Genomic DNA, 19,287 nt, shown 5'->3' on the forward strand with positions numbered 1-19,287 from the left:
ACTCATGTGAGCTGTTCCAGTGCGGCCACGAGCTGCGCGGGCTGCGGCATTGCGGAGATCTCGTGGGAGAGCTCCTGCGCGTGCTTGCGGTAGGCGGGCTGCGCCAGCAGATCCTGGCAGGCCGCCGCGATGCCGTCGGAGGTGTCCTGGCCGGGCAGCAGGGTGACGGCGGCCCCGTAGTCCGCGATGCGCCGGGCCGGTGTCTCCAGCACGGCCCCCTTGGGGATGAGCAGTTGGGGCACGCCGGCGTTGAGTCCGGTGAGGGTGCTGACGCCGCCGGCGTGGTGGACGAGCAGGTCGCAGGTGGGCGCGACGACGTCCAGCGGCACCCAGCCGGCCCGCAGCTCCGCGCCCGGCAGTTCGGCGCGCAGCGAGGCGGCCACCTCCTCGGGCGCGGCGACGATCAGTTCGACGTCCCAGGCGGCCATGCTGTCGGCGAGGTCGCGCAGGAAGGCGTAGTTCTTGTCGTAGCTCTCCTTGGCGACCCGGCTGCCCGAGGTCACGCAGACCCGGGGCCGCTCGCCCTTGGTGTACATCCAGGGTTCGAGCCGGCGCTGCCGGTTCGCCGGGATGTACCGCATCGCCCGGGCCGGGGCCGCGTGCGCGGGGCGCAGGCTGGGCGGGCAGACGTCGATGAACAGGTCCGGGTCGGGCAGCCGGTCCAGGCCGAGTTCGGCCAGTTCGGGCCGCAGTTCCGCGTCGGCGCCGGGGTGGATGCCGTCGGCGTCGATGGCGTCCCAGGTCTGCCGGACGTGGGGGACGCCGAGGTGGGCGGCGAGCAGCGGGGCGACGTAGGACATGGTGCCGCCGACCACGACGTCCGGGCGCCAGTCCCTGGTCAGTTCCAGCATGCCGGCCAGGCTCGCGGCGGCCATCCTGGCGAACCAGCGGCCGGTGAACAGCGCCTGGCCGACCGGGTCCGCGGGGATCGCCTCGGGCTCGCCGTTGCGGTCGGTGGTGATGAAGTGCTTGATCGGCAGCTCGGTGGTCGGCAGTCCGGGCAGGCCGGCCTCCACGACGACCGGCATCATGTCCGCGTTGGCGGCCATGAAGACCTGGTGTCCGGCGTTGCGCGCGGCGGTGGCCAGCGGGGCCAGCGCGAACACCGTCGCCGGGCTGCCGGCGGCCACGAAAAGTATCCTCACGGTCTCTCCTTCTCGGGTGGCGCCACCGGCTCAGACCGCGCTGAACTCGGGCAGCAGGCCGGCTTCGACGGCCTCGGCCACGGTGGGGGCCCGCAGGTCCTTCGCCGAGATCACGGGCTCCTCCGGGCAGTCCCAGGGCAGGTCGAGGAACGGGTCCAGGGGGTTGATGTCGATCTGCGTCCCGGGCACGTAGGCACTGGAGTTGACGTAACAGATGCAGGCGTCGTCGGTGAGCGCGAGGAAGCCGTGGCCGACGCCCTCGGGCAGGTAGAGGGAGCGGCCCTCGGCGGCGTCCAGGGCGGTCACCTGGTGCCGGCCGAAGGTCGGCGAGCCGACCCGCAGGTCGACGACGATGTCCCGCAGCACCCCCCGGACGCAGGAGACCAGCTTCACCTGGCCCGGCGGGATGGTCACGCTGTGGATGCCGCGCAGGGTGTGGCGTTTGGACACCGAGTAGTTGATCTGCTCGGCTCGGAAGGGGATCCCGCTGGCCTTCTCCAGGTCGTCGCGCCGGACCGACTCGTAGAACACGCCCCGTTCGTCGGGGATGTGGTCCGGCGTGATCAGGAACGTGCCGGGGATGGTCATTTCCTCGATGCGCACGGGTTCATTCACCTCTCTCCGGGGCGCCGACTCCTGCCGCGCGGGCCGGAGCCGGCCGATCCGGGGGTAGCTGTTCCAGGGCCAGTTGTTCCAGGTCCGCGGCGACCCGGGCGGGCGAGGGCATCCGGTGGATCTCCGCCGCCAGTTCGCGCGCGGCCGCACGGTACCCGGGGTTCGTCAGCAGTTCCTCCAGCGCCCCGCCGACCACCGCGGGGTCGTCCTGCTGGGCGGCCTCCTGGAAGGTGAGGCCGACCCCGACCGCGGTGAGCCGGTCGCCCATGGCGAAGTGGTCGGTCAGCTGGGGCAGGGTCAGCTGAGGCAGTCCGAAGTAGCTGCCGGACATCGCGGTGCCGGAGCCGCCGTGGTGGACCATCACGTCGGCGCTGCCGAGCAGCAGTTGCAGCGGCAGCGGGTCGATCATGCGCACCTGCGCGGGCACCTCGCCGATCTGCGCCCGGTGCTCCGCGCCGACGGTGGCGACGATCTCCGTGTCGGGGACGGCCGCGAGCGCGTGCAGGAGCCGGCGGGTGAACGGCGCGCCGTTCAGTTCCAAGGTGTTGCCGAGCGAGACGGCCACCCGCCGCGGCCCGCCCGGCGCCCGCCGCTCCCACAGCCAGTCGGGCTGCTGGCCGCTGCCGCTGAACGGCAGGTAGCGGATCGGCACACCCTGCTCGACGCCCGGCACCTGGAGGCTCGGCGGGCACGGGTCGATGAGCAGGTCGGGGTCGGGCAGCGCGGGCACGCCGAGGCTGTCGCACAGCTCCTGGAGGTCCGGCCGGATCGACCGGCGGGCCACCCCCGAGATCTCGTCGACGCTCCAGCGGTGGTGGACCACCGGGACGTCCAGCACCGTGCCCATGATCAGGGAGCAGTACTCCAACGGGTCGGCGATGATCAGCTCCGGGCGGTACGCCTCGGCGTACTCCAGGTAGCGGGCGAACACGGCCTTCGCGTGGAACATCCACAGCCGGCCGTAGCCGCCGAGCACCTCCCGGGCCGGGCGCGGCCGCACCTGGAGCGGCCGCTCCTCCTCTCCCAGGCCGTTGAGCAGCATGTCGTCGCAGTTGAACAGCTCCCCCACGGTGACCGTGGTCTGGCCGCCGGCCCGCACCGAGCGCAGCACGTCCGGCTGGCCGAGCACCATCACCTCGTGGCCGGCCGCCCGCAGGGCCCAGGCCAGCGGGACGAGCGGCAGGAAGTGGTTCGCGATCGGGGTGGAGACGATGAGCACACGCATGGCAGGGCGTCCTCTCGACGCGGAGGTGCCGCGTCAGGTCGGCACGTCGGTCCCGGGTGGTGGCGGGAGTTCGTAGACGGGGCCTCAGCCGCGGTGCTGCTCGGTCAGCCGCTCCAGGACCGGGACGATGTCCTTCGGCGCCGGGGCGGACAGCATGTCCTCGTACAGGCCGCGGGCGCCGTCCTGGAAGGAGGGCTCCTCGATCAGCCGGACCAGCTGCTTGGCCATGTCGGCCACGTCCAGCCCCTCCGGGTCGACCACCAGTCCGGCGCCCCGGTCGACCACGTACCGGGCGGTGACCATCTCGTCCCACATCGGCAGCGGCACCACGAGCTGCGGCACCTGGAAGGCCACCGCCGAGGCGAAGGTGCCGCCGCCGCCGTGGTGGATGACCGCCGAGCTGGTCGGCATGACCTGGTTGAGCGGGATGTACTCCACGGTGCGGACGTTGTCCGGGACGGCACCCACGGTGGCCAGCTGGTCGCTGTTCAGGGTGGCGATCAGCTCGAGGTCCAGGTCGGCCACCGAGTCGAACAGCTCGCGCATCGGGAAGCCGCTGTACTTGCCGTAGATGTTGCGCCGGCTCATGCCCAGGGTCAGCACCGCGCGGGGCCGCTCCGGCCGCTTGTGCAGCCAGGACGGGAACTCGCCCGCGCCGGTGTACGGGACCCGGCGGACCGGGACGTAGGTCAGGTCGAGCGGCTGGCGCATCCGGGACTGGGTCAGGTCCAGGCTGAACTGGCCGAGCAGCATCTCGTCGCTGAACTCCAGGCCGTGGGCGTCCAGGAGCGGGCGCATCCACGCCTCCAGCGGGTCCTCGGTCAGCGTCAGCCGCGGGTCCTCGTCCGGCTTCGGCGGGATCGGGTTGGCCAGCTCCGCCTTCGTCCGCTCGTGGATCACCCCGATGTTGTCGGTGCCCCAGAGCAGGCGGGCGTGGGCGGCGCCGCAGGCCTTCGCGGCGATCGGGGCGGGCAGCACCAGCGGGTCCCAGAGGATCAGGTCGGGGCGCCAGTCCTTGGCGAACTGCACGAGGTTGTCGACGATCGGGCGGCGGCCGTCCTCGGTCAGCTTGGTGGGGTAGTGCAGGTTGAGCATCCCCGCGACGAAGAACCGGGCCAGCCGCCAGGTGTCCGGGTCGTCGTCCTTGGGGTCGAAGGCCAGGGTCGGGCGGTCCGGCTTGATCTCGCCGGTGTGCCGGCCGAGGGCGTCGGGCAGCTCCTCCTTGCGGCCGAGCCGCAGCGCGGTGAGGCCGGCCTTGGTGATGTTGTTGATCACGTCCGGGTCGACGACGCCCTCGTGGGCGGCCACCACCACTTCGTGCCCGGCGGCCTGCAGCGCCCAGGCGAGCGGCACGACCGGGTAGAGGTGGGCCGAGGCCGGGAAGACGGTGAACAGGACACGCATCGATGAGCTCCATTCAGACGGTGCAGCCGGGTTCGGCCGGTAGTGGGGGTGGATCAGGCGTCGGTGCGGGGCCGCCGTCGGACCCCGGTGAGCGCGACGAGCGAGCCGGCGGCTCCGACGGCGGTGATGAGCAGCAGCGCGGGCCGGTACCGGCCGTGGTCGCCGATCAGTGCGGCGACGGCGGGCAGCACCAGCACGGCGCCGAGTTGGACGGCGGTCTGGTAGAGCGGGACGGCCAGCCGCTTCTCCGCGGCCGGGATCCCCGACGTGGCCTGGATGTTGAGGGCCGCGAAGGAGAGCACGAAGCCCGCGCCGACCAGCAGCATGGTCGGCAGCACCCCGGTGAGGTACGAGTCCGGCGTGCCCCGCCACAGGTAGAGGGCGTCGCCGAGGGTCGCCGAGAGCAGGCCGGCCACGATCAGCCGGTCGGTGCCGACGCGTCCCACCAGTTGCCCGGAGAAGGGCAGCGAGAGCGCCAGCGGTACGCAGGCGGGCAGGTAGGCCAGCGCCGTCTGCCAGGAGTTCCAGCCCAGTTCGTCGTGCAGTTGGAAGGTGACCAGGAGCAGCAGGCCCAGGTAGGCGCCGTTGAGCGAGGCCGCGCACAGGGCGGACCGCAGCAGCGGGCCGTTGCGCAGCAGCAGCGCCGGCCGCAGCCGCAGCCGCGGGCCGCCGCCTACGGGCTCCCCGCCCGCAGGCTCCCGGTCGGCGGGGATCAGCCGCAGCGCGAAGACCAACAGCACCAGCGCCACCGGCGCCGAGCAGACCACGCTCCAGCGCCAGGTCAGCCCGGTGAGCAGCCCCGAGCAGAGCAGGCCCGCGGTGAAGCCGACCGCCCCGAACAGGGAGTAGACCGACACCGCCCGCCGGTGCTCGGGCCCCTCCCGGAAGGTGGTGCCGATGATCGCCAGACCGGTGGGGGCGGTCAGCGCGGCGCACATCCCCTTGACCACGCGGGTGAGGACCAGCAGCAGCCCCTGGTCCGCGAGTCCGCCCGCCACCGAGGCGGCGACGAAGACCACCAGGGCGGCGAGGTAGACCCGGCGCCGGCCCCAACGGGCGGTGACGGACGGGCCGAGCAGCAGCAGGGCGGCGAAGCCGAGTGCGAAGCCGCTCATCACCCACTGGGTGTTCCACAGCGACAGGCCGAGGTCGTCCCGGACGGCCGGCGTCGCCACCAGCAGGACGGACACCTCCAGCGCGTCGATGAGCATGTTCCCGGCCAGCACGAACAGCAGGGCCCGCTGCCGGGGCGGCCGGCCGGTGGCGGCGGTGGCGGAGTCGACGGGGAGGGTGGTCATCAGCCGAGCAGGGTGCCGCCGCTGGCGTCGAGGTAGGAGCCGGTGATCCAGCGGGCGTCACCGCTCGCCAGGAAGGCCACCACATCGGCGACGTCGGAGGTCTGCGCGACCCGGTTGAACACCGACAGCTGCGCCATCTGCGCCACCGCCTCCGGGTTGTCGAAGATCGGGGTGCCGTTGTCGGTGATGCCGGGGCCCACGCTGTTCACGGTGATGTTGCGCGGGCCCAGGTGCTTGGCGAAGTGCAGGGTGAGCTGGTCGATCGCGCCCTTGGTCATCGCGTACGCCACCTCCTGCGGGTTGGCGACCCTGGTCAGCCCGGAGGAGATGTTGACGATCCGGCCGCCGTCGGGGATCAGGCCCAGCGCCCGCTGGATGATGAAGAACGGCGCCCGGGCGTTGACGGCGAAGAGCCGGTCGAACTGCTCGGGGGTGACGTCCTCGGGGGCGACCCCACCCATGATCCCGGCGTTGTTCACCAGGATGTCGAGCGTCGTCGCGCCGGTGCGCTCCTTGAGGCCGCGCTCCACCGCGAGGAAGAGCTCGTGGACGTCGCCGCGGACGCCCAGTTCGGCCTGCACGGCGAAGGCCCGGCCGCCGTCCTTCTCGATCGTCGCCACGGTCTCCTCGGCGGCTTCGAGGTTGTGCGAGCAGTGCACCGCGACCAGCGCGCCCTCGCGTGCCAGCCGCAGCGCGATCGCCCGTCCGATGCCCCGGCTGGAGCCGGTGACGAGTGCGGTCCTGGCGTTGAGCTTGCCCATGGTGGTGTCCCTCCTGTACGTGGTCCGGCGGTGCTCCGGGCGGGGGTGGTCCGAGTGGGGACGGTCCGCGTGGGGTCGGTCCGTACGGGGTCGGTCCGGGTGGGGGTTCTCGGTGTGGGGGTTCTCGGTGTTGAGGTGCTCGGCGTGGGGGCGGTCCGAGCGGGGGCGGTCGAGGCCGCTGATCATGGCGGCGAGGTGGCGGCGGGCCGGGCCGGTCGCCAGCAGCTCCCGGAAGACCGCCCGCAGCGCGTCCATGTCCGGCCCGCCGAACATCAGTTGGGCCTGCGCCTCGATGTTCCCGAGCACCCGGGCGCCCACCGGGTGGCGCTCGGCGTGGTACGTGTCGAGCAGTTCGCCGTCCGCGCGGCCGGTGGCGTACGCGGCGAGCTTCCAGCCGAGGTCGGCCGCGTCCTGCAGCCCGAGGTTCAACGCCTGCCCGCCGACCGGCAGTTGGACGTGGGCGGCGTCCCCGGCCAGGAACACCCGGCCCCGCCGGTACCGGGTGGCCTGCCGGCGGGCGTTGTGGAAGGCGTTCACCCAGACCGGCTCGGCGCCGTCCAGGGACTCGCCGGTGACCCGGGCCCAGACCCGGGCGACCTCGGCGAACTCCACCGGCGGGCCGTCCGGTTCGGGCACCCGGCCGAACTCGTGCACCATGATCCGGGTGATCCCGCGCGGCCCCCGGCGGGCGTTGGCGACCCCCTTGGCGTTCCGTTCGAAGCGGCGGTCCGGGATGTCGACGCCCGCGAGGTCGGCACGCAGCAGCTCCTTGGTGGGAAGCGCGCCGGCCAGCTCGAACCCGGCCAGCCACCGCACCGTGCTCTGCTCGCCGTCGCAGCCGACCAGGTGGGCGGCGCTCAGCCGCCGCCGTACGCCGTCCGGCCCGGTGGCCGCGACGAGCACCCGGTCGGGGTCGGTGACCAGGCCCGTCACGGTGTGCCCGCGCCGGACCTCGGCGCCGAGCCCGGTGGCCCACTCCTGGAGCACCGCCTCGATCAGGGTCTGCGGCGCCTTCCACTGCCCCGCGTACGGGCTGTCGCCCGCGAGGGTCAGGTCGAGCGGGATGCCGCCGAAGTGGCCGGGGCCGGCGTCCGGCGGCGGGCCCAGGCGGTCGAGCAGGCCGCGGTCGTGGAGGATCTCCATCGTCCGGGCGTGCAGGACCGAGGCCCGGGACTCGGTGGTGGGCCGGGTCAGCTTCTCCAGGACGACCACCCGCGCACCGCCGGTGCGCAGTTCGCCGGCGAGCAGCAGCCCGACCGGGCCGGCGCCCACCACGATCACATCGGTGTCCAGCGCACCGTCGCTCCGGGTGCCCACCGCTCAGCGCCGCGCTTCCGCGTACTCCTTGGCGTGGCCGAGCGTCGCCCGGCTGTTGGCGCCGAGCGCGTTGCGGATGAACTCGCGGGCCTGCGGGATCCCGGCGTCCTCCCCCAGGATCCTGGTGATGTTCTCGGTGTTGAGCACCACGGTGTGCTGGGAGGTGGCGGTGGTGACGCCGTCGTCGCCCTCGTCGAGCTGCCAGTACCCGGTGTGCAGGTTCATCAGCGCCGGCAGGGTGGTCTGCTTGTAGACGATCCGGTGGTGGGGGAAGCAGACCCGGACCGACTCGGTGGTGTGGACGGAGCCGTCCTTGGTCGTCGTGTCCATCCGCAGGGTCTGCAGCCCCGGAGTGGACTCGGTCAGCGAGACCTCGGCGACGTGCGGCAGCCGCTCGCTCCAGAGCTGGGCCTCGTTGATGAAGTCGTAGACGTCCCGGGCCGAGCCCTTGATCTCCACGGTGTCGGTGAAGGAGAGGGTCAGCTCGGCGGCGCCGGTGACCCGCTCGACGTTGCTCTTCAGCGAGGCCAGCTCGGAGCGGCTGTTGCGGTCGACCGCCCGGTCGATCCAGGCGAGCTTCTCCGGGTCGTCGTCGACGGCCCGGTAGTCGTGCAGCAGCCGGACCCTGGACTCGTCGGCGCCGAGCGGCTCGATGATCCAGGTCCCGCCCATCGCCGCCACCGGAGCCGCGGGCACCTCCTGCCGGAAGGTGATCCGCAGCCCCTCCGGGTCGAGGGTGCGGCGCGAGGTCCAGCCCTTGGCCTCGCCGTTGGCGGTGGCCCAGATCCTGATCCGCTCCTCGCGCTCGCCGCGTTCGACGTGGTCGACGTAGACGGACGGGGGGAAGATCAGCGGCCAGTTCTCGACCTCCGCGATCAGCCGGTACACCTCGGCCGCGGCCGCGGCAATGGTGATCTCGTGCTCGACCTCGCGCACGGTCATCGCTCTCTCCTTGTCTGGGTGGTCTGCACCGGGGCTGCGCGGGGGCTCAGAAGTTGCCCAGGCCGCCGCAGACGTTGAGCGCCTGGGCGGTGATGGAGGCCGCGGTGTCCGAGACGAGGTAGCCGACCAGGCCGGCCACCTCCTCCGGGGTGGAGTAGCGGCCGAGCGGGATCTTGGCCTGGAACTTCTCCAGCACCTGCTCCTCCGACACCTCCCAGGCGGCCGCGTACCCCTGGCGCACCCGCTCCGCCATCGGGGTCTCCACGTAGCCCGGGCAGACGGCGTTGACCGTGATGCCGGTGGGCGCCAGCTCGTTGCCGAGCGCCTTGGTGAAGCCGACCACGCCGTGCTTGGAGGCCGAGTAGGGGGCGCCCAGGACGACGCCCTGCTTGCCGGCGGTGGAGGCGATGTTGATGATCCGGCCGCGGTCCTTGGCGGACATGCCGCCGGCGTTCAGCACCTCGCGGGTCATCAGGAAGACGCTGTCCAGGTTGGTCCGGATGACGTCGTGCCAGAGCTCCTCGCTGATCCCCGCGGTGGGGCCGCCGCCGCTGCGGCCCGCGTTGTTGACCAGCACGTCGACGGTGCCGAAGCGGTCGACCGCCTGGGCGACGAAGCGCTGGATGTCCTCGGCGGAGCGGATGTCGCAGGGCGCGCCGTCGACGTCCAGCCCCTCGTCCAGCAGCTCCTTGACCGTCCGGGACACGCCCTCCTCGGTACGGGCGCAGATGAACACCCGGTGCCCCTGCTGGGCGAGCAGCCTGGCGACCGCCAGGCCGATGCCGCTGGTCGCGCCGGTGACGACGGCGACCCTCGGATTCTGCTGCGTCATGTCCTTCTCCTGGAAACATCGTTGGGCGACGGCCGGCTCCGCGCCGCCGCCGTGCGCGGGACCGGGCACGGCGGCGGTACGGGCCTCTCGGCGGGTCTTTCGGCGGTACGGGTCTCAGCGGGTCGGCGCGGGCGCCAGCTGCTCGTTGACGGCCCCGATCAGGCCGCGCGGGGTCCGGTCGCCGGTCAGGGCGTCGTCCTCCAGCGAGATGTCGAACTCGCGCTCGATCCGGCCGGTGGTCTCCAGCAGCGCCAGGGACTCGTAGCCCAGCGAGAAGAAGTCGGTGTCGAGGATGTCGCCGTCGAGGTCGACGGCCTCGTCCGCGCCGGCCCCCTCGCGCAGGATGCGCTTGAGGTCCTCGAGGGTGAATTCACGAGCAGGCATGGCTGTCCTTTCGGTGGGGTCGCGGACGTCCGCGTGGTCGCGGCGGGCGGGTCCGGTGGTCACTGCTCGACGGCGCGCACGACGACGGCCGAGTTGAAGCCGCCGTAGCCGCGGGCGAGCACCAGGGCGGAGCGCACCGGGGCGGTGCGCGGCCGGTCGGTGACCAGGTCGATGTCGTAGTCCTCGGACGGGGACACCCGGATGGACGGCGGGATCACCCCGTCCCGCAGGGTCAGGAAGGCGGTGGCCAGGTCCAGCGGGGCCGCGCCGGAGTACAGCCGGCCGGTCATCGTCTTGGGCGCGGTGACCGGCACCCCCCGGGGCCCGAAGACCGCGGTGATCGCCTCGGCCTCGATCCGGTCCAGTTCGGGGATGGCCGCCGCGTCGGCGAACACCACGTCGACCTGGTCCGGTGCCATCCCGGCGTCCGCCAGCGCCAGCTCGATCGCCTTGCGCAGACCGGGCGGGCGCCCGCTGCCCGGCTTCGGGTCGAAGGTGGACCCGTAGCCGGCGATCTCTCCGTAGATCTGCCGGGCGCCCCGGTCGCGGGCCCGGTCGAGGTCCTCCAGCACCAGGAGCGCGCCGCCCTCGCCGGGCACGTGCCCGCGGGCGGCCGGGTCGAACGGCAGGTACGCCCGCTCCGGGTCGTCGCTGGTGCTCAACCGCTGGGCGGCCAGCTGGGCCACCCAGCCCCACGGGCAGATCGAGGCGTCGACGGCGCCGGAGACCATCAGCCCGGTGCCCTTGCGGATCTGCCGCCGGGCGTGGGCGATGGCGTCCAGCCCGCCGGCCTGGTCGCTGACGACCACGCCGCTGGGCCCGCGCATGCCGTTGCGGATGGAGATCTGGCCGCTGTTGACCGCGTAGAACCAGGCGAAGGACTGGTAGGCGCTGACGTACCGGCTGCCCTGGCTCCACAGCGCCTTCAGCTCGCGCTGGCCGAACTCGAAGCCGCCCGAGGTGCTGGCGGTGATCACGCCCATGTCGTACTCGGGCAGCGCCGCCGGGTCCACCCCGGCGTCGGCGAACGCCCAGTCGGTGCTCACCAGGGCGATCTGGGTCATCCGGTCGGTCTGCGGGAGGAGCTTGCCGGGCAGGTGGTCCTTGGCGTCGAACCCGGTGATCTCGCCCGCCAGCCGGGCCGGGTAGCCGGACGGGTCGAAGCGGGAGACCCGGCCGATGCCGCTGCGGCCGGCCCGGGCGGCCGCCCAGTAGTCCGCCACGCCGAGGCCGTTGGGGGCGGCCACCCCGAGGCCGGTGACGACGGCCCTGGCGGTACCGGCGGTCATCCGGCGCTCCTCTCCGGACGGGCGAGCACCACGGCGCTCTGGAACCCGCCGAAGCCGCTGCCCACTGAGAGGACGGCGTCGGTGCGCCAGTCGCGCGCGGTGACCGGCACGTAGTCGAGGTCGCACTCGGGGTCGGGGGTGCTCAGATTCGCCGTGGGCGGCACCACGTTGTGCTCGATGGCGAGCGCCGAGGCGGCGATCTCGATCGCGCCGATCGCCCCCAGGGAGTGGCCGACCATCGACTTGATGGAGCTCACCGGCACCGCGTACGCGTGCTCGCCCAGGCTGTTCTTGAAGGCGGCGGTCTCGTGCCGGTCGTTCTGCTTGGTGCCCGAGCCGTGGGCGTTGACGTAGTCGATGTCCTCGGGGTTGAGCCGGGCCTCGTCCAGCGCGACCCGGATCGCCTCGGCCATCTCGCGGCCGTCGGAGCGCAGCCCGGTCATGTGGAAGGCGTTGCTGCGGCTGGCGTAGCCGACGATCTCGGCGTAGATGCGGGCGCCCCGTGCCTTGGCGCTCTCCATCTCCTCCAGCACGAAGACGGCCGCGCCCTCGCCCAGGACGAACCCGTTGCGGGTGCCGTCGAAGGGGCGCGAGGCGTGCTCCGGGTCGTCGTTGCGCGGGGTGGTCGCCTTGATCGCGTCGAAGCAGGCCACGGTGATCGGTGAGATCGGGGCGTCGGCCGCCCCGGCGACCATGACGTCCGCCGTGCCCTCGCGGATCAGCTCGGTGGCGTACCCGATCGAGTCCAGGCCCGAGGTGCAGCCGGTGGAGACCACCGTGCTCGGCCCCTCGGCGCCCACCGCCCAGGCGACCTCGGCCGCGAAGGAGCTGGGCACCAGGAAGTTGTACAGGTGCGGCACCGCGTAGGTGTGGTCGACCAGGTCGAGCCGGCCGCTGTCGCTGACCGTCCGGTACTCCTGGTCCAGGCCCATGGTCGCGCCGACCGCGCTGCCGATGGTCACCCCGGTGCGATGCGGGTCCAGGGCGGTGAACTCCAGCCCGCTGTCCGCCACCGCCTCGCGGGCGGTGAGCACCGCGAACTGCGCGGCGCGGTCCATCCGCCGGACCTCCTGCGGGCTCAGCCCGAGCAGGTCGGCGTCGAAGTCGACCTCCGCCGCGACCTGGGAGCGGAACGGGGACGGGTCGAAGAGGCTGATCCGCCGGGTCGAGGTGCGGCCGTCGGTCAGCAGGCTCCAGAAGGCCTTGGTCCCCACCCCGCCGGGCGCGGTGACGCCGATACCGGTGATCACGACCCGCCGGCCGTGCGGCGCGGTCACCGTGCCGTCCAGTGGTAGAAGCGCTGCGCCATCGCGTCAGCGGGGGAACGCCAGGTCGCCGGGTCGTAGGCGGTGATGAAGGGCTTGAGGTCCTCGCTGATGCCGACGAACCGCGGGTCCGTCTTGGCCTCCTCGATCCGCTCCCGGCCGTCCTCGGAGTCGAAGTCCTGGAGGTGGAAGTAGAGCCCCCGGTACGAGAAGAGCTGACGGCGCCGGGTACCCATCCGGTGCGGCATGTCGCTGCCGTCGAACTCGCTGAACAGGCGGGCGACGTCCCCGAGCGAACCGGGCTCCATCCGCGCCACGATCAATGTGCTGTGCATCTGAATCTCCTTCTCAGGCCTACCGGATTCGGGAGGGGCCGAACCAGCGCTCCAGTGCCATGGGCAGGTCGTGGTGGCTGCCGGGCGCGGCCCACGCCACGTGCCCGTCGGGGCGGATCAGCACGGCCGCCGTGCCCAGCAGCGGGCTGTCCTGCGGGACTCCGTGCGGCGCCGCCGTCACGATGTCCACCCGGTCCGACCAGCCCGCCGCCCGGTTGCGGAGTTCGGCGTTGTCCGCCAGGTCCAGCAGCACGCCGCGGGCCGGGCGCAGCAGGGCCGTGCTGCTGGTCTTGTACGTGTCGCCGACCAGTTCCAGGTGCGGCATGCGCAGGCCGAGCAGCGGGTGGCCGCCCCGGCCCACGTCGTAGCGGATCTCCAAGCCGCTGACCATGCCCGCGAGGTGGCGGCTGACCTCCTCGTAGCGGATCAGCTCGCGCAGCACGTCGCGCAGCGGCTGGATCTCCGGGCCGCTGAGGAAGAGCAGCCCCTGGGCCTTGGTGTTCAGCATCAGCCGCTCCCCGACCGGGAAGCGCTCGCTGTGGTAGGTGTCCAGCAGCGCCGCCGGGGCGGTGCCGCGGACCACGGCCGCCAGCTTCCAGCCGAGGTTGACCGCGTCCTGGATGCCGGTGTTCATGCCCTGGCCGCCGGCCGGCAGGTGGATGTGCGCGGAGTCCCCGGCCAGCAGGACCCGGCCCCGCCGGTACTCGGTGACCTGGCGGGTCGCGTCGCCGAAGGCGCTGACCCAGCCGGGCTCGGCGTGCGAGATGTCGATGCCGGTGATCCGCTGCCAGGCGGCGGCCACCTCCTGGTAGGTGGGCGGTTCGGTCCGCTGCCGGGGCGGGGCCCCGTGCTCGCAGACGATGATGCGGGTGAAGCCCCCGTCGCCGAGCGGGCCGGCCATCACCATGCCGCCCGGCAGGGTCTCGCCGATCAGCCGGGGCGCGATCTCGACGCCCCGCACGTCGGCGAGGAACATCTCCATGGTCGCCGCGGTGCCGGGGAAGTCGAAGCCCGCAGCCTTGCGCACGGTGCTGCGGCCGCCGTCGCAGCCCACCAAGTAGGCGGCGGTCAGGCGCTGTTCGCCCTCCGGCCCGCGGACCACGACCTCGACGGAGTCCCCGTCGTCCCGCAGCGAGAGCAGCTCCCAGCCGCGCCGCAGGTCGGTCCCCAGACCGACCACCCACTCCTCGAGGATCGTCTCGGTGGTCGACTGCGGAACGGTCTTGGCCGCCTGGTGGATGCTGTCGAGCACCCCGAAGTCCACCGGCAGGCCGCCGAAGTGGCCCGCGTTGCTGGTCCCCATGTCACCGAAGCGGGACAGCAGCCCGCGCTGGTCGAAGACCTCCATCGTGCGCGTGGTGAACCCCAACCCGCGGGACTCCCCGGTCCGTTCCGCCAGGCGGTCCAGAACGATGACGTCTACGCCCGCAAGACGCAGCTCGGCGGCGAGCGTGAGTCCTGCCGGGCCAGCGCCGGCGACTATGACTGAAGCATCCATGTGCCTGCCCTCGGGGGTCGGAATGATCTGGACGTCAACGCAGTGCACCGGCGCCGGTCTTCGGGTGGGGCGGCGGCACGGGCGGCTCGGTGATTCCCTCGACGGGCGATTCCGCGGATACTCGGGTGTTACTCGGGGTATCGCGGGAGCGGCCATTCAGAGAGGCCGGTAGAACACCCGTCGGTGATTCAACACAGTGCTGCGGAGACTAATCAACAGCCTCTTCGGAAGCTCCGGTCATGTCAAGGTCGCTTTTCCAGGGGAGCCACAAGCTTTCGTCAGATCGATGTCAAGTCCGCTTCGCCGGGCCGGAAGTACCCGCAGGTCAGGGACGGATGTGGCGGCCGTGCGCCGATTCGAGGCGGAATCGCGTCAGGATCGCGTGAGGATCGAGGCGGGGCCGCTCCGGGTCGCTCCGGGGCCACTTCGCACGGCCCCGGACGGCCTCCGGATGGCTTCGACTCAGAGGCGGGACAGGTTTCCCAGGGGAAGGCGAAATCAACTACATGGAAGGTACAGATAACGGCTCTCAGTCTTGCTCGTCCACGAATCGGTGAAATAGCTTCGCGGTGCTCGGAGCAGGACTTCGGAACGGTACACCGGAGCGGCGCTTCGGAGCAGTACTTCGAAGCGGCACTTCGGACGGGCGGGGAGAGGCCATGACTCGGGATCCGGCGCACTCGGCGGCAGGGGGAACGGCGATTCGGGTCTGCGCGGGCGCCGCCTGCCGCGGGGCGGAGGACGCGGGCCGGGCCCGGCGCCTCGCCGCCGCCGGCTCCGGACTCTGCCCCGCCTGCGGCGACCGCCTGGTGGTGGAGCTGCGGCGGCTGCCCCGGCTGTACGAGGAGTGCGGCCTGCGCCTCGGCGGACCGGAGCAGTCGCACGAGCGGACCTCCGGCGGGCCGCTGCCCGGCATGCCGTTCAACACCGCTGCGGCCGAAGCCCGTTCCTCGATCCTCGCGGTGCTGCGCGCCTGGGCGTCCCTGGTCGTGGATGAGCGGCGGGTCGGCGTTCCCCGCGGCTCGACGGCCGGACTCGTCGACTTCCTGCTCCCGCACTCGGGTTGGCTGGCCGCCCACTCCGCCGCCGGTGAGCTCTCCGAGGAGGTCGCCGCCCTGGTGCGCCGGGCGCGGCGGGTGATCGACCCCTCCCCCGCCCGCCGGGTGGCGGTCGGCGGCTGCGTGGAGGCGGACTGCAGCGGCGGGCTGACCGCCGTGCCGCAGGACCGACGGCCCGGTCGGCCGGCCGAGATCAGCTGCGACGCCGTACCGTCCCACCGGTGGCCGGCGGAGGAGTGGCTCATGCTGAGCAGGCTCCTCGCGCAGCGCGGGTCGGGCGCCCCCACGTCCACCGTCGCCGCGGTCGCCTCAGTCACCTCGGTCACCTCGGTCGCCTCGGTCACCTCGGTCGCCGAGCAGGACGACGTGCGTTGGGTGAGTGCCGGTCAGATCGCCCGGCTGTGGGGCATCGCGCCCGGCAGCGTCTACCGCCACGCCAGCGAGCAGCAGTGGCGCCGCCGCGCCGCCCAGGGACGGACCTACTACCACGACGCGGACGTCCGCCGGACGCTGGACGGGCGCAAGCAGCCCGCCCGGAAGGGCCGAGAACAGGGACTTCCCTGATCAGCGCACCTGCAGCCGCTGCCGCCTGACGTTTCATCAAAAGTACTTGTTGAAACGGGAACTGTTGCGGCCGTCCCGCAGTTGGCGGGAGTGGACCGGGCCGTGCCGCCCAGAGGTGTGGCCACCCCTCGATAGAGAGTGAATGTCTTGCCTACCAGTGACTCGACCGCGCGCACCACGAGCGTCCTCGCCCGTCCCTTCTCGCTGGGCGGCCTCACCCTCCGGAACCGGATCGTGATGGCGCCGATGACCCGCGAGTCCTCCCCCGGCGGGGTGCCGGGCGCCGATGTGGCGGAGTACTACGCCCGCCGCGCGGCGGGCGGCGCGGGCCTGATCGTCACCGAGGGGACGTACATCGGCCACGACTCGGCGGGCAGCAGCGACCGCGTCCCCCGGTTCCACGGCGAGGCGGCGCTCGCCGGCTGGAGCGACGTGGCGCAGGCGGTGCACCGCGAGGGCGGGAAGATCGTGCCGCAGCTGTGGCACGTCGGCATGACGCGCGCCGCCGGCGCGCCGCCCGTCCCGGACGCCCCGCGGGTCGGCCCCTCCGGGATCGCCATCGACGGCACCGAGCCGGGCCACTCGATGACCGGGCAGGACATCGACGACGTGATAGCGGCCTTCGCCGCCGGCGCGGCCGCCGCCGAGGCCCACGGCTTCGACGGCATCGAGCTGCACGGCGCCCACGGCTACCTCATCGACCAGTTCCTGTGGGCCCGGACCAACCAGCGCAGTGACGGCTACGGCGGCGACGTCGCCTCCCGGGCCCGGTTCGCCACCGAGATCGTGGCCGCCTGCCGCCGGGCCGTGTCGCCGGAGTTCCCGATCATCTTCCGGCTCTCCCAGTGGAAGATGGGCGACTTCGAGGCGAAGATCGCCGAATCGCCGCAGGAGCTCGACGCGCTGCTCACCCCGCTCGCCGAGGCGGGCGCCGACGCCTTCCACTGCTCGACCCGCCGCTTCTGGGAGCCGGAGTTCGAGGGTTCGGACCTCAACCTCGCGGGCTGGGCGAAGAAGGTCACCGGCAAGGCGACGATCAGCGTCGGGTCGGTCGGCCTGGACATCGACTTCACCAAGGCGCTGTTCGAGGGCGCGCCCGTCAGCGCCACGGACATCGAGCCGCTGCTGGACCGGCTGGAGCGCAACGAGTTCGACCTGGTGGCGGTCGGCCGCTCGATGCTGGGCGACCCGGAGTGGGCCGCGAAGATCCTCAGCGGCCGCGTCGACGAGATCAAGCCCTTCGACCTGCGGGTGCTCGGCTCCCTCACCTGAGCCACCGGCCGGACCCGCGCCCGCCGCACGGCGGGCGCGGGCCGGGCCGCTACTCCCCGACCGGCTCCGACTCCTGGACCGACGCCTGGACCGCTCCGACGAAGGCCAGCAGCCGCTCGTTGACCGCCTCGGGCTGCTCCAGGTTCAGCCCGTGGCCGGCCCGTTCGAGGATCTCGGCCCGCACGCCCGGGATCAGCGCCGTGACCCGCTCCACCACCTGGCGCGGCCGCAGCAGCGCGCTGCGCCGCCCCACCAGCACCAGCACGGGCAGCCCGATCGACCCCAACTCCCCGTCCGTGAAAGGCCGGGCCGGCGGCCGGCTGCCCGGCTTGTAGCTGCGCATCGCGAGCATCAGCGGGGCGATCATCTCCCGCGGCGCGCTGAGCGCCGGGTTCGCCAGCAGCCGCCCGACCGCGGGGCGCAGCGGCCGCGGGGCGAGCATGCCGAACAGCCCGCCGACCATGTGGGCGTAGAACCGCGCCGGGACCTTCTCGATGCCGCCCGGGTCCAAGGAGGCGACGGAGGCGAGCCGTTCGGGCCCGTGGACGGCCTGGTTGAGGGCCAGCCAGCCGCCGTACGAGACCCCCACCAGGTGCACCCGCTCCAGTCCGAGCCCCGCCAGCACCTCCCCCAGCCATGCCGCGTTCTCCGCCGACCCGGCCGCGACGGCGCGCTGCACGCTGCGGCCGGGGTCGTCCAGGGTGTCGACGGCGTACACCGGGTGGTGCTCGCCCAGCGCCGCGATCTGCGGGTACCAGTTGGACGGGTGCCCGGCGTGGCCGTGCAGCAGCACGATCGGCTCGCCGGTCGTCGCGCCGTAGCGGTGGACGTGCACGCTCCCGTACGCGGTCTCGACGTCCAGCTCCTGCCGCGGGCCGGGCCAGAGCTCCATCGCCCGGTCGTACGCCTCGAGGAACTTCGCCTTCGCCGTCTCGCTGGTGAAGCGTCCGACGCTGGTCCTGGTCATGATCCCTCCCGTTTTTGATGGTATGGTTGTACCACAAAAATATCCGGAAGGAACCCGATGCCCAAGCTGGTGGACCACGAGGAGCGACGGGCCCACATCATCGACGCCCTGCTCCGCTCGGCCGCGAGCAGCGGCCTCCACTCCGTCACCATGCGCTCCGTGGCGACCGAGGCCGGCGTCTCCGTACGGCTCGTCCAGTACTACTTCGACACCAAGGAGCAGCTGCTCCTCGCCGCCATGACCCGCCTCACCACCCGGATGGGCGAGCGCGTCCAGCGCCGCGTCCGCGCCACCGGCGCGGGCGGCGACCCGCGCGCCGTCATCGAGGCGGTACTGCTCGAAGCCGTCCCCACCGACGAGGAGAGCCGCGCCTTCCACCTCATCCACACCGAGTACGCCGTCCTCTCCGTCACCGACCCCGCCCTCGGCGGACAGCCCTTCCTCGCCGCCCCCGCCGAGATGGAGGCCTTCCTCGCCGCCCACCTCGCCACCGCCGGCGCCGCCGACCCGCGCCGGGAAGCCGTCGTCCTGCTGGCCGTCTCGGCCGGCCTGGGCCTCAGCGTGCTGCTCGACCAGCGCACGGCGGAGGACGCCACCGCCGTCCTCCGCTACCACCTCGGCCGGGTCTTCCCCGGCTGACGCCCCACCGCCTCCCCCGGCTTCACCCAGGGCAGAACGCCACCCCCTTCCCCCCACCGCCCGGATCCCTAGGCTGGAGGGGTGAGCACTCATGCGCCGAACGAAGCCCGCGTCATCCCGCTGCGCCGCCCGCAGGCCTCGCCGCCCGCGCCGAAGGAACCGCTCTGGCGCGACCTCGTCGGCGACGTGCTGCGGCGCGAACGGCTTGCCCAGGAGCGGACGTTGAAGGACGTCGCGGAGACCGCCCGGATCTCGGTCCCGTACCTGTCGGAGCTGGAGCGCGGCCGCAAGGAGGCCTCCTCCGAGGTGCTCGCGGCCGCCGCCAAGGCCCTCGGCCTCGGCCTCGGCGACCTCCTCTCGCTCGCCCAGGACGAGTTGGTCCGGCACACCCGGCCGAACCGGACGAGCGGGCCCCGGGCGCAGTACGACGGGCTCTGCATGGCGGCCTGACCGCAGCGGTGGCCGGTACACCCCCGT

The 19,287-nt window shown here is 72.9% G+C and carries 18 protein-coding genes; 4 read left to right on the forward strand and 14 right to left on the reverse strand.

Annotation, left to right across the window (positions count from 1 at the left end; genetic code table 11):
• Positions 1 to 2 precede the first annotated feature (2 nt).
• The 13 genes from ACFVXG_RS39785 to ACFVXG_RS39845 all read right to left on the reverse strand — a co-directional run bounded on the left by ACFVXG_RS39785 (position 3) and on the right by ACFVXG_RS39845 (position 14,310).
• On the reverse strand, positions 3 to 1,145 hold the full coding sequence (locus ACFVXG_RS39785; protein ID WP_387935081.1) for a nucleotide disphospho-sugar-binding domain-containing protein: 1,143 nt from the start codon (positions 1,143 to 1,145) through the stop codon (positions 3 to 5).
• Between the two features lie 30 nt (positions 1,146 to 1,175).
• Positions 1,176 to 1,748 (reverse strand): dTDP-4-dehydrorhamnose 3,5-epimerase family protein, encoded by a 573-nt coding sequence (locus ACFVXG_RS39790; RefSeq protein ID WP_387935082.1) that lies wholly within the window; start codon positions 1,746 to 1,748, stop codon positions 1,176 to 1,178.
• Positions 1,749 to 1,752: 4 nt separating this feature from the next.
• Entirely contained in the window at positions 1,753 to 2,985 is a 1,233-nt protein-coding gene (locus ACFVXG_RS39795; RefSeq protein WP_387935083.1) for a nucleotide disphospho-sugar-binding domain-containing protein, read from the reverse strand.
• A gap of 84 nt (positions 2,986 to 3,069) precedes the next feature.
• A complete protein-coding gene (locus ACFVXG_RS39800) occupies positions 3,070 to 4,389 on the reverse strand; it encodes a nucleotide disphospho-sugar-binding domain-containing protein (RefSeq protein ID WP_387935085.1) in 1,320 nt (439 codons plus the stop codon).
• Between the two features lie 53 nt (positions 4,390 to 4,442).
• Positions 4,443 to 5,687, reverse strand: coding sequence for an MFS transporter (locus tag ACFVXG_RS39805; protein WP_387935087.1), 1,245 nt, complete (start codon positions 5,685 to 5,687; stop codon positions 4,443 to 4,445).
• A complete protein-coding gene (locus tag ACFVXG_RS39810) occupies positions 5,687 to 7,765 on the reverse strand; it encodes an SDR family oxidoreductase (RefSeq protein WP_387935088.1) in 2,079 nt (692 codons plus the stop codon). The genes ACFVXG_RS39805 and ACFVXG_RS39810 overlap by 1 nt, the downstream gene beginning before the upstream one ends.
• Positions 7,766 to 7,768: 3 nt before the next feature.
• On the reverse strand, positions 7,769 to 8,707 hold the full coding sequence (locus ACFVXG_RS39815) for an aromatase/cyclase (RefSeq protein WP_387935090.1): 939 nt from the start codon (positions 8,705 to 8,707) through the stop codon (positions 7,769 to 7,771).
• A gap of 46 nt (positions 8,708 to 8,753) precedes the next feature.
• Positions 8,754 to 9,539 (reverse strand): 3-oxoacyl-ACP reductase FabG, encoded by a 786-nt coding sequence (gene fabG / locus ACFVXG_RS39820; RefSeq protein WP_387935092.1) that lies wholly within the window; start codon positions 9,537 to 9,539, stop codon positions 8,754 to 8,756.
• 114 nt (positions 9,540 to 9,653) lie between these two features.
• The gene (locus ACFVXG_RS39825) at positions 9,654 to 9,923 is read right to left on the reverse strand and encodes an acyl carrier protein (RefSeq protein WP_350506486.1); all 270 of its coding nucleotides are present in this window, start codon (positions 9,921 to 9,923) and stop codon (positions 9,654 to 9,656) included.
• Between the two features lie 59 nt (positions 9,924 to 9,982).
• A complete protein-coding gene (locus ACFVXG_RS39830) occupies positions 9,983 to 11,212 on the reverse strand; it encodes a ketosynthase chain-length factor (protein ID WP_387935095.1) in 1,230 nt (409 codons plus the stop codon).
• On the reverse strand, positions 11,209 to 12,489 hold the full coding sequence (locus tag ACFVXG_RS39835; RefSeq protein ID WP_350506488.1) for a beta-ketoacyl-[acyl-carrier-protein] synthase family protein: 1,281 nt from the start codon (positions 12,487 to 12,489) through the stop codon (positions 11,209 to 11,211). Before ACFVXG_RS39835 ends, ACFVXG_RS39830 begins: the two co-directional genes overlap by 4 nt.
• On the reverse strand, positions 12,486 to 12,812 hold the full coding sequence (locus ACFVXG_RS39840) for a TcmI family type II polyketide cyclase (RefSeq protein ID WP_387935097.1): 327 nt from the start codon (positions 12,810 to 12,812) through the stop codon (positions 12,486 to 12,488). Before ACFVXG_RS39840 ends, ACFVXG_RS39835 begins: the two co-directional genes overlap by 4 nt.
• A 19-nt stretch (positions 12,813 to 12,831) precedes the next feature.
• Positions 12,832 to 14,310, reverse strand: coding sequence for an FAD-dependent monooxygenase (locus ACFVXG_RS39845; protein WP_387935099.1), 1,479 nt, complete (start codon positions 14,308 to 14,310; stop codon positions 12,832 to 12,834).
• Positions 14,311 to 14,969: 659 nt separating this feature from the next.
• Here ACFVXG_RS39845 and ACFVXG_RS39850 point away from each other — a divergent pair.
• Entirely contained in the window at positions 14,970 to 15,932 is a 963-nt protein-coding gene (locus tag ACFVXG_RS39850) for a hypothetical protein (protein ID WP_387935101.1), read from the forward strand.
• A 147-nt stretch (positions 15,933 to 16,079) separates the two neighbouring features.
• A complete protein-coding gene (locus tag ACFVXG_RS39855) occupies positions 16,080 to 17,204 on the forward strand; it encodes an NADH:flavin oxidoreductase (RefSeq protein ID WP_387935103.1) in 1,125 nt (374 codons plus the stop codon).
• A 49-nt stretch (positions 17,205 to 17,253) separates the two neighbouring features.
• Here the strand turns inward: ACFVXG_RS39855 and ACFVXG_RS39860 are convergent, their stop codons facing one another.
• A complete protein-coding gene (locus ACFVXG_RS39860; RefSeq protein ID WP_387935105.1) occupies positions 17,254 to 18,171 on the reverse strand; it encodes an alpha/beta fold hydrolase in 918 nt (305 codons plus the stop codon).
• A 57-nt stretch (positions 18,172 to 18,228) separates the two neighbouring features.
• Between ACFVXG_RS39860 and ACFVXG_RS39865 the strand changes: the two genes are divergently transcribed.
• Positions 18,229 to 18,810 (forward strand): TetR/AcrR family transcriptional regulator, encoded by a 582-nt coding sequence (locus tag ACFVXG_RS39865; protein ID WP_387935107.1) that lies wholly within the window; start codon positions 18,229 to 18,231, stop codon positions 18,808 to 18,810.
• An 81-nt stretch (positions 18,811 to 18,891) separates the two neighbouring features.
• Complete coding sequence (locus ACFVXG_RS39870) at positions 18,892 to 19,260, forward strand: helix-turn-helix domain-containing protein (protein WP_387935109.1); 369 nt, start codon at positions 18,892 to 18,894, stop codon at positions 19,258 to 19,260.
• The last annotated feature ends 27 nt before the right edge of the window (positions 19,261 to 19,287 follow it).

This window comes from Kitasatospora sp. NPDC058162 (genome assembly GCF_042884005.1).
Taxonomy (GTDB): Bacteria; Actinomycetota; Actinomycetes; order Streptomycetales; family Streptomycetaceae; genus Kitasatospora.

What these genes read in the sequence shown, in the direction of transcription:
- ACFVXG_RS39830 (WP_387935095.1), bottom strand. Translation starts at nt 11,212, where the DNA reads ATGACCGCCGGTACCGCCAGGGCCGTCGTCACCGGCCTCGGGGTGGCC.
- ACFVXG_RS39865 (WP_387935107.1), top strand. Translation starts at nt 18,229, where the DNA reads ATGCCCAAGCTGGTGGACCACGAGGAGCGACGGGCCCACATCATCGAC.
- ACFVXG_RS39845 (WP_387935099.1), bottom strand. Translation starts at nt 14,310, where the DNA reads ATGGATGCTTCAGTCATAGTCGCCGGCGCTGGCCCGGCAGGACTCACG.
- fabG (WP_387935092.1), bottom strand. Translation starts at nt 9,539, where the DNA reads ATGACGCAGCAGAATCCGAGGGTCGCCGTCGTCACCGGCGCGACCAGC.
- ACFVXG_RS39860 (WP_387935105.1), bottom strand. Translation starts at nt 18,171, where the DNA reads ATGACCAGGACCAGCGTCGGACGCTTCACCAGCGAGACGGCGAAGGCG.
- ACFVXG_RS39805 (WP_387935087.1), bottom strand. Translation starts at nt 5,687, where the DNA reads ATGACCACCCTCCCCGTCGACTCCGCCACCGCCGCCACCGGCCGGCCG.
- ACFVXG_RS39850 (WP_387935101.1), top strand. Translation starts at nt 14,970, where the DNA reads ATGACTCGGGATCCGGCGCACTCGGCGGCAGGGGGAACGGCGATTCGG.
- ACFVXG_RS39825 (WP_350506486.1), bottom strand. Translation starts at nt 9,923, where the DNA reads ATGCCTGCTCGTGAATTCACCCTCGAGGACCTCAAGCGCATCCTGCGC.
- ACFVXG_RS39840 (WP_387935097.1), bottom strand. Translation starts at nt 12,812, where the DNA reads ATGCACAGCACATTGATCGTGGCGCGGATGGAGCCCGGTTCGCTCGGG.
- ACFVXG_RS39795 (WP_387935083.1), bottom strand. Translation starts at nt 2,985, where the DNA reads ATGCGTGTGCTCATCGTCTCCACCCCGATCGCGAACCACTTCCTGCCG.
- ACFVXG_RS39800 (WP_387935085.1), bottom strand. Translation starts at nt 4,389, where the DNA reads ATGCGTGTCCTGTTCACCGTCTTCCCGGCCTCGGCCCACCTCTACCCG.
- ACFVXG_RS39815 (WP_387935090.1), bottom strand. Translation starts at nt 8,707, where the DNA reads ATGACCGTGCGCGAGGTCGAGCACGAGATCACCATTGCCGCGGCCGCG.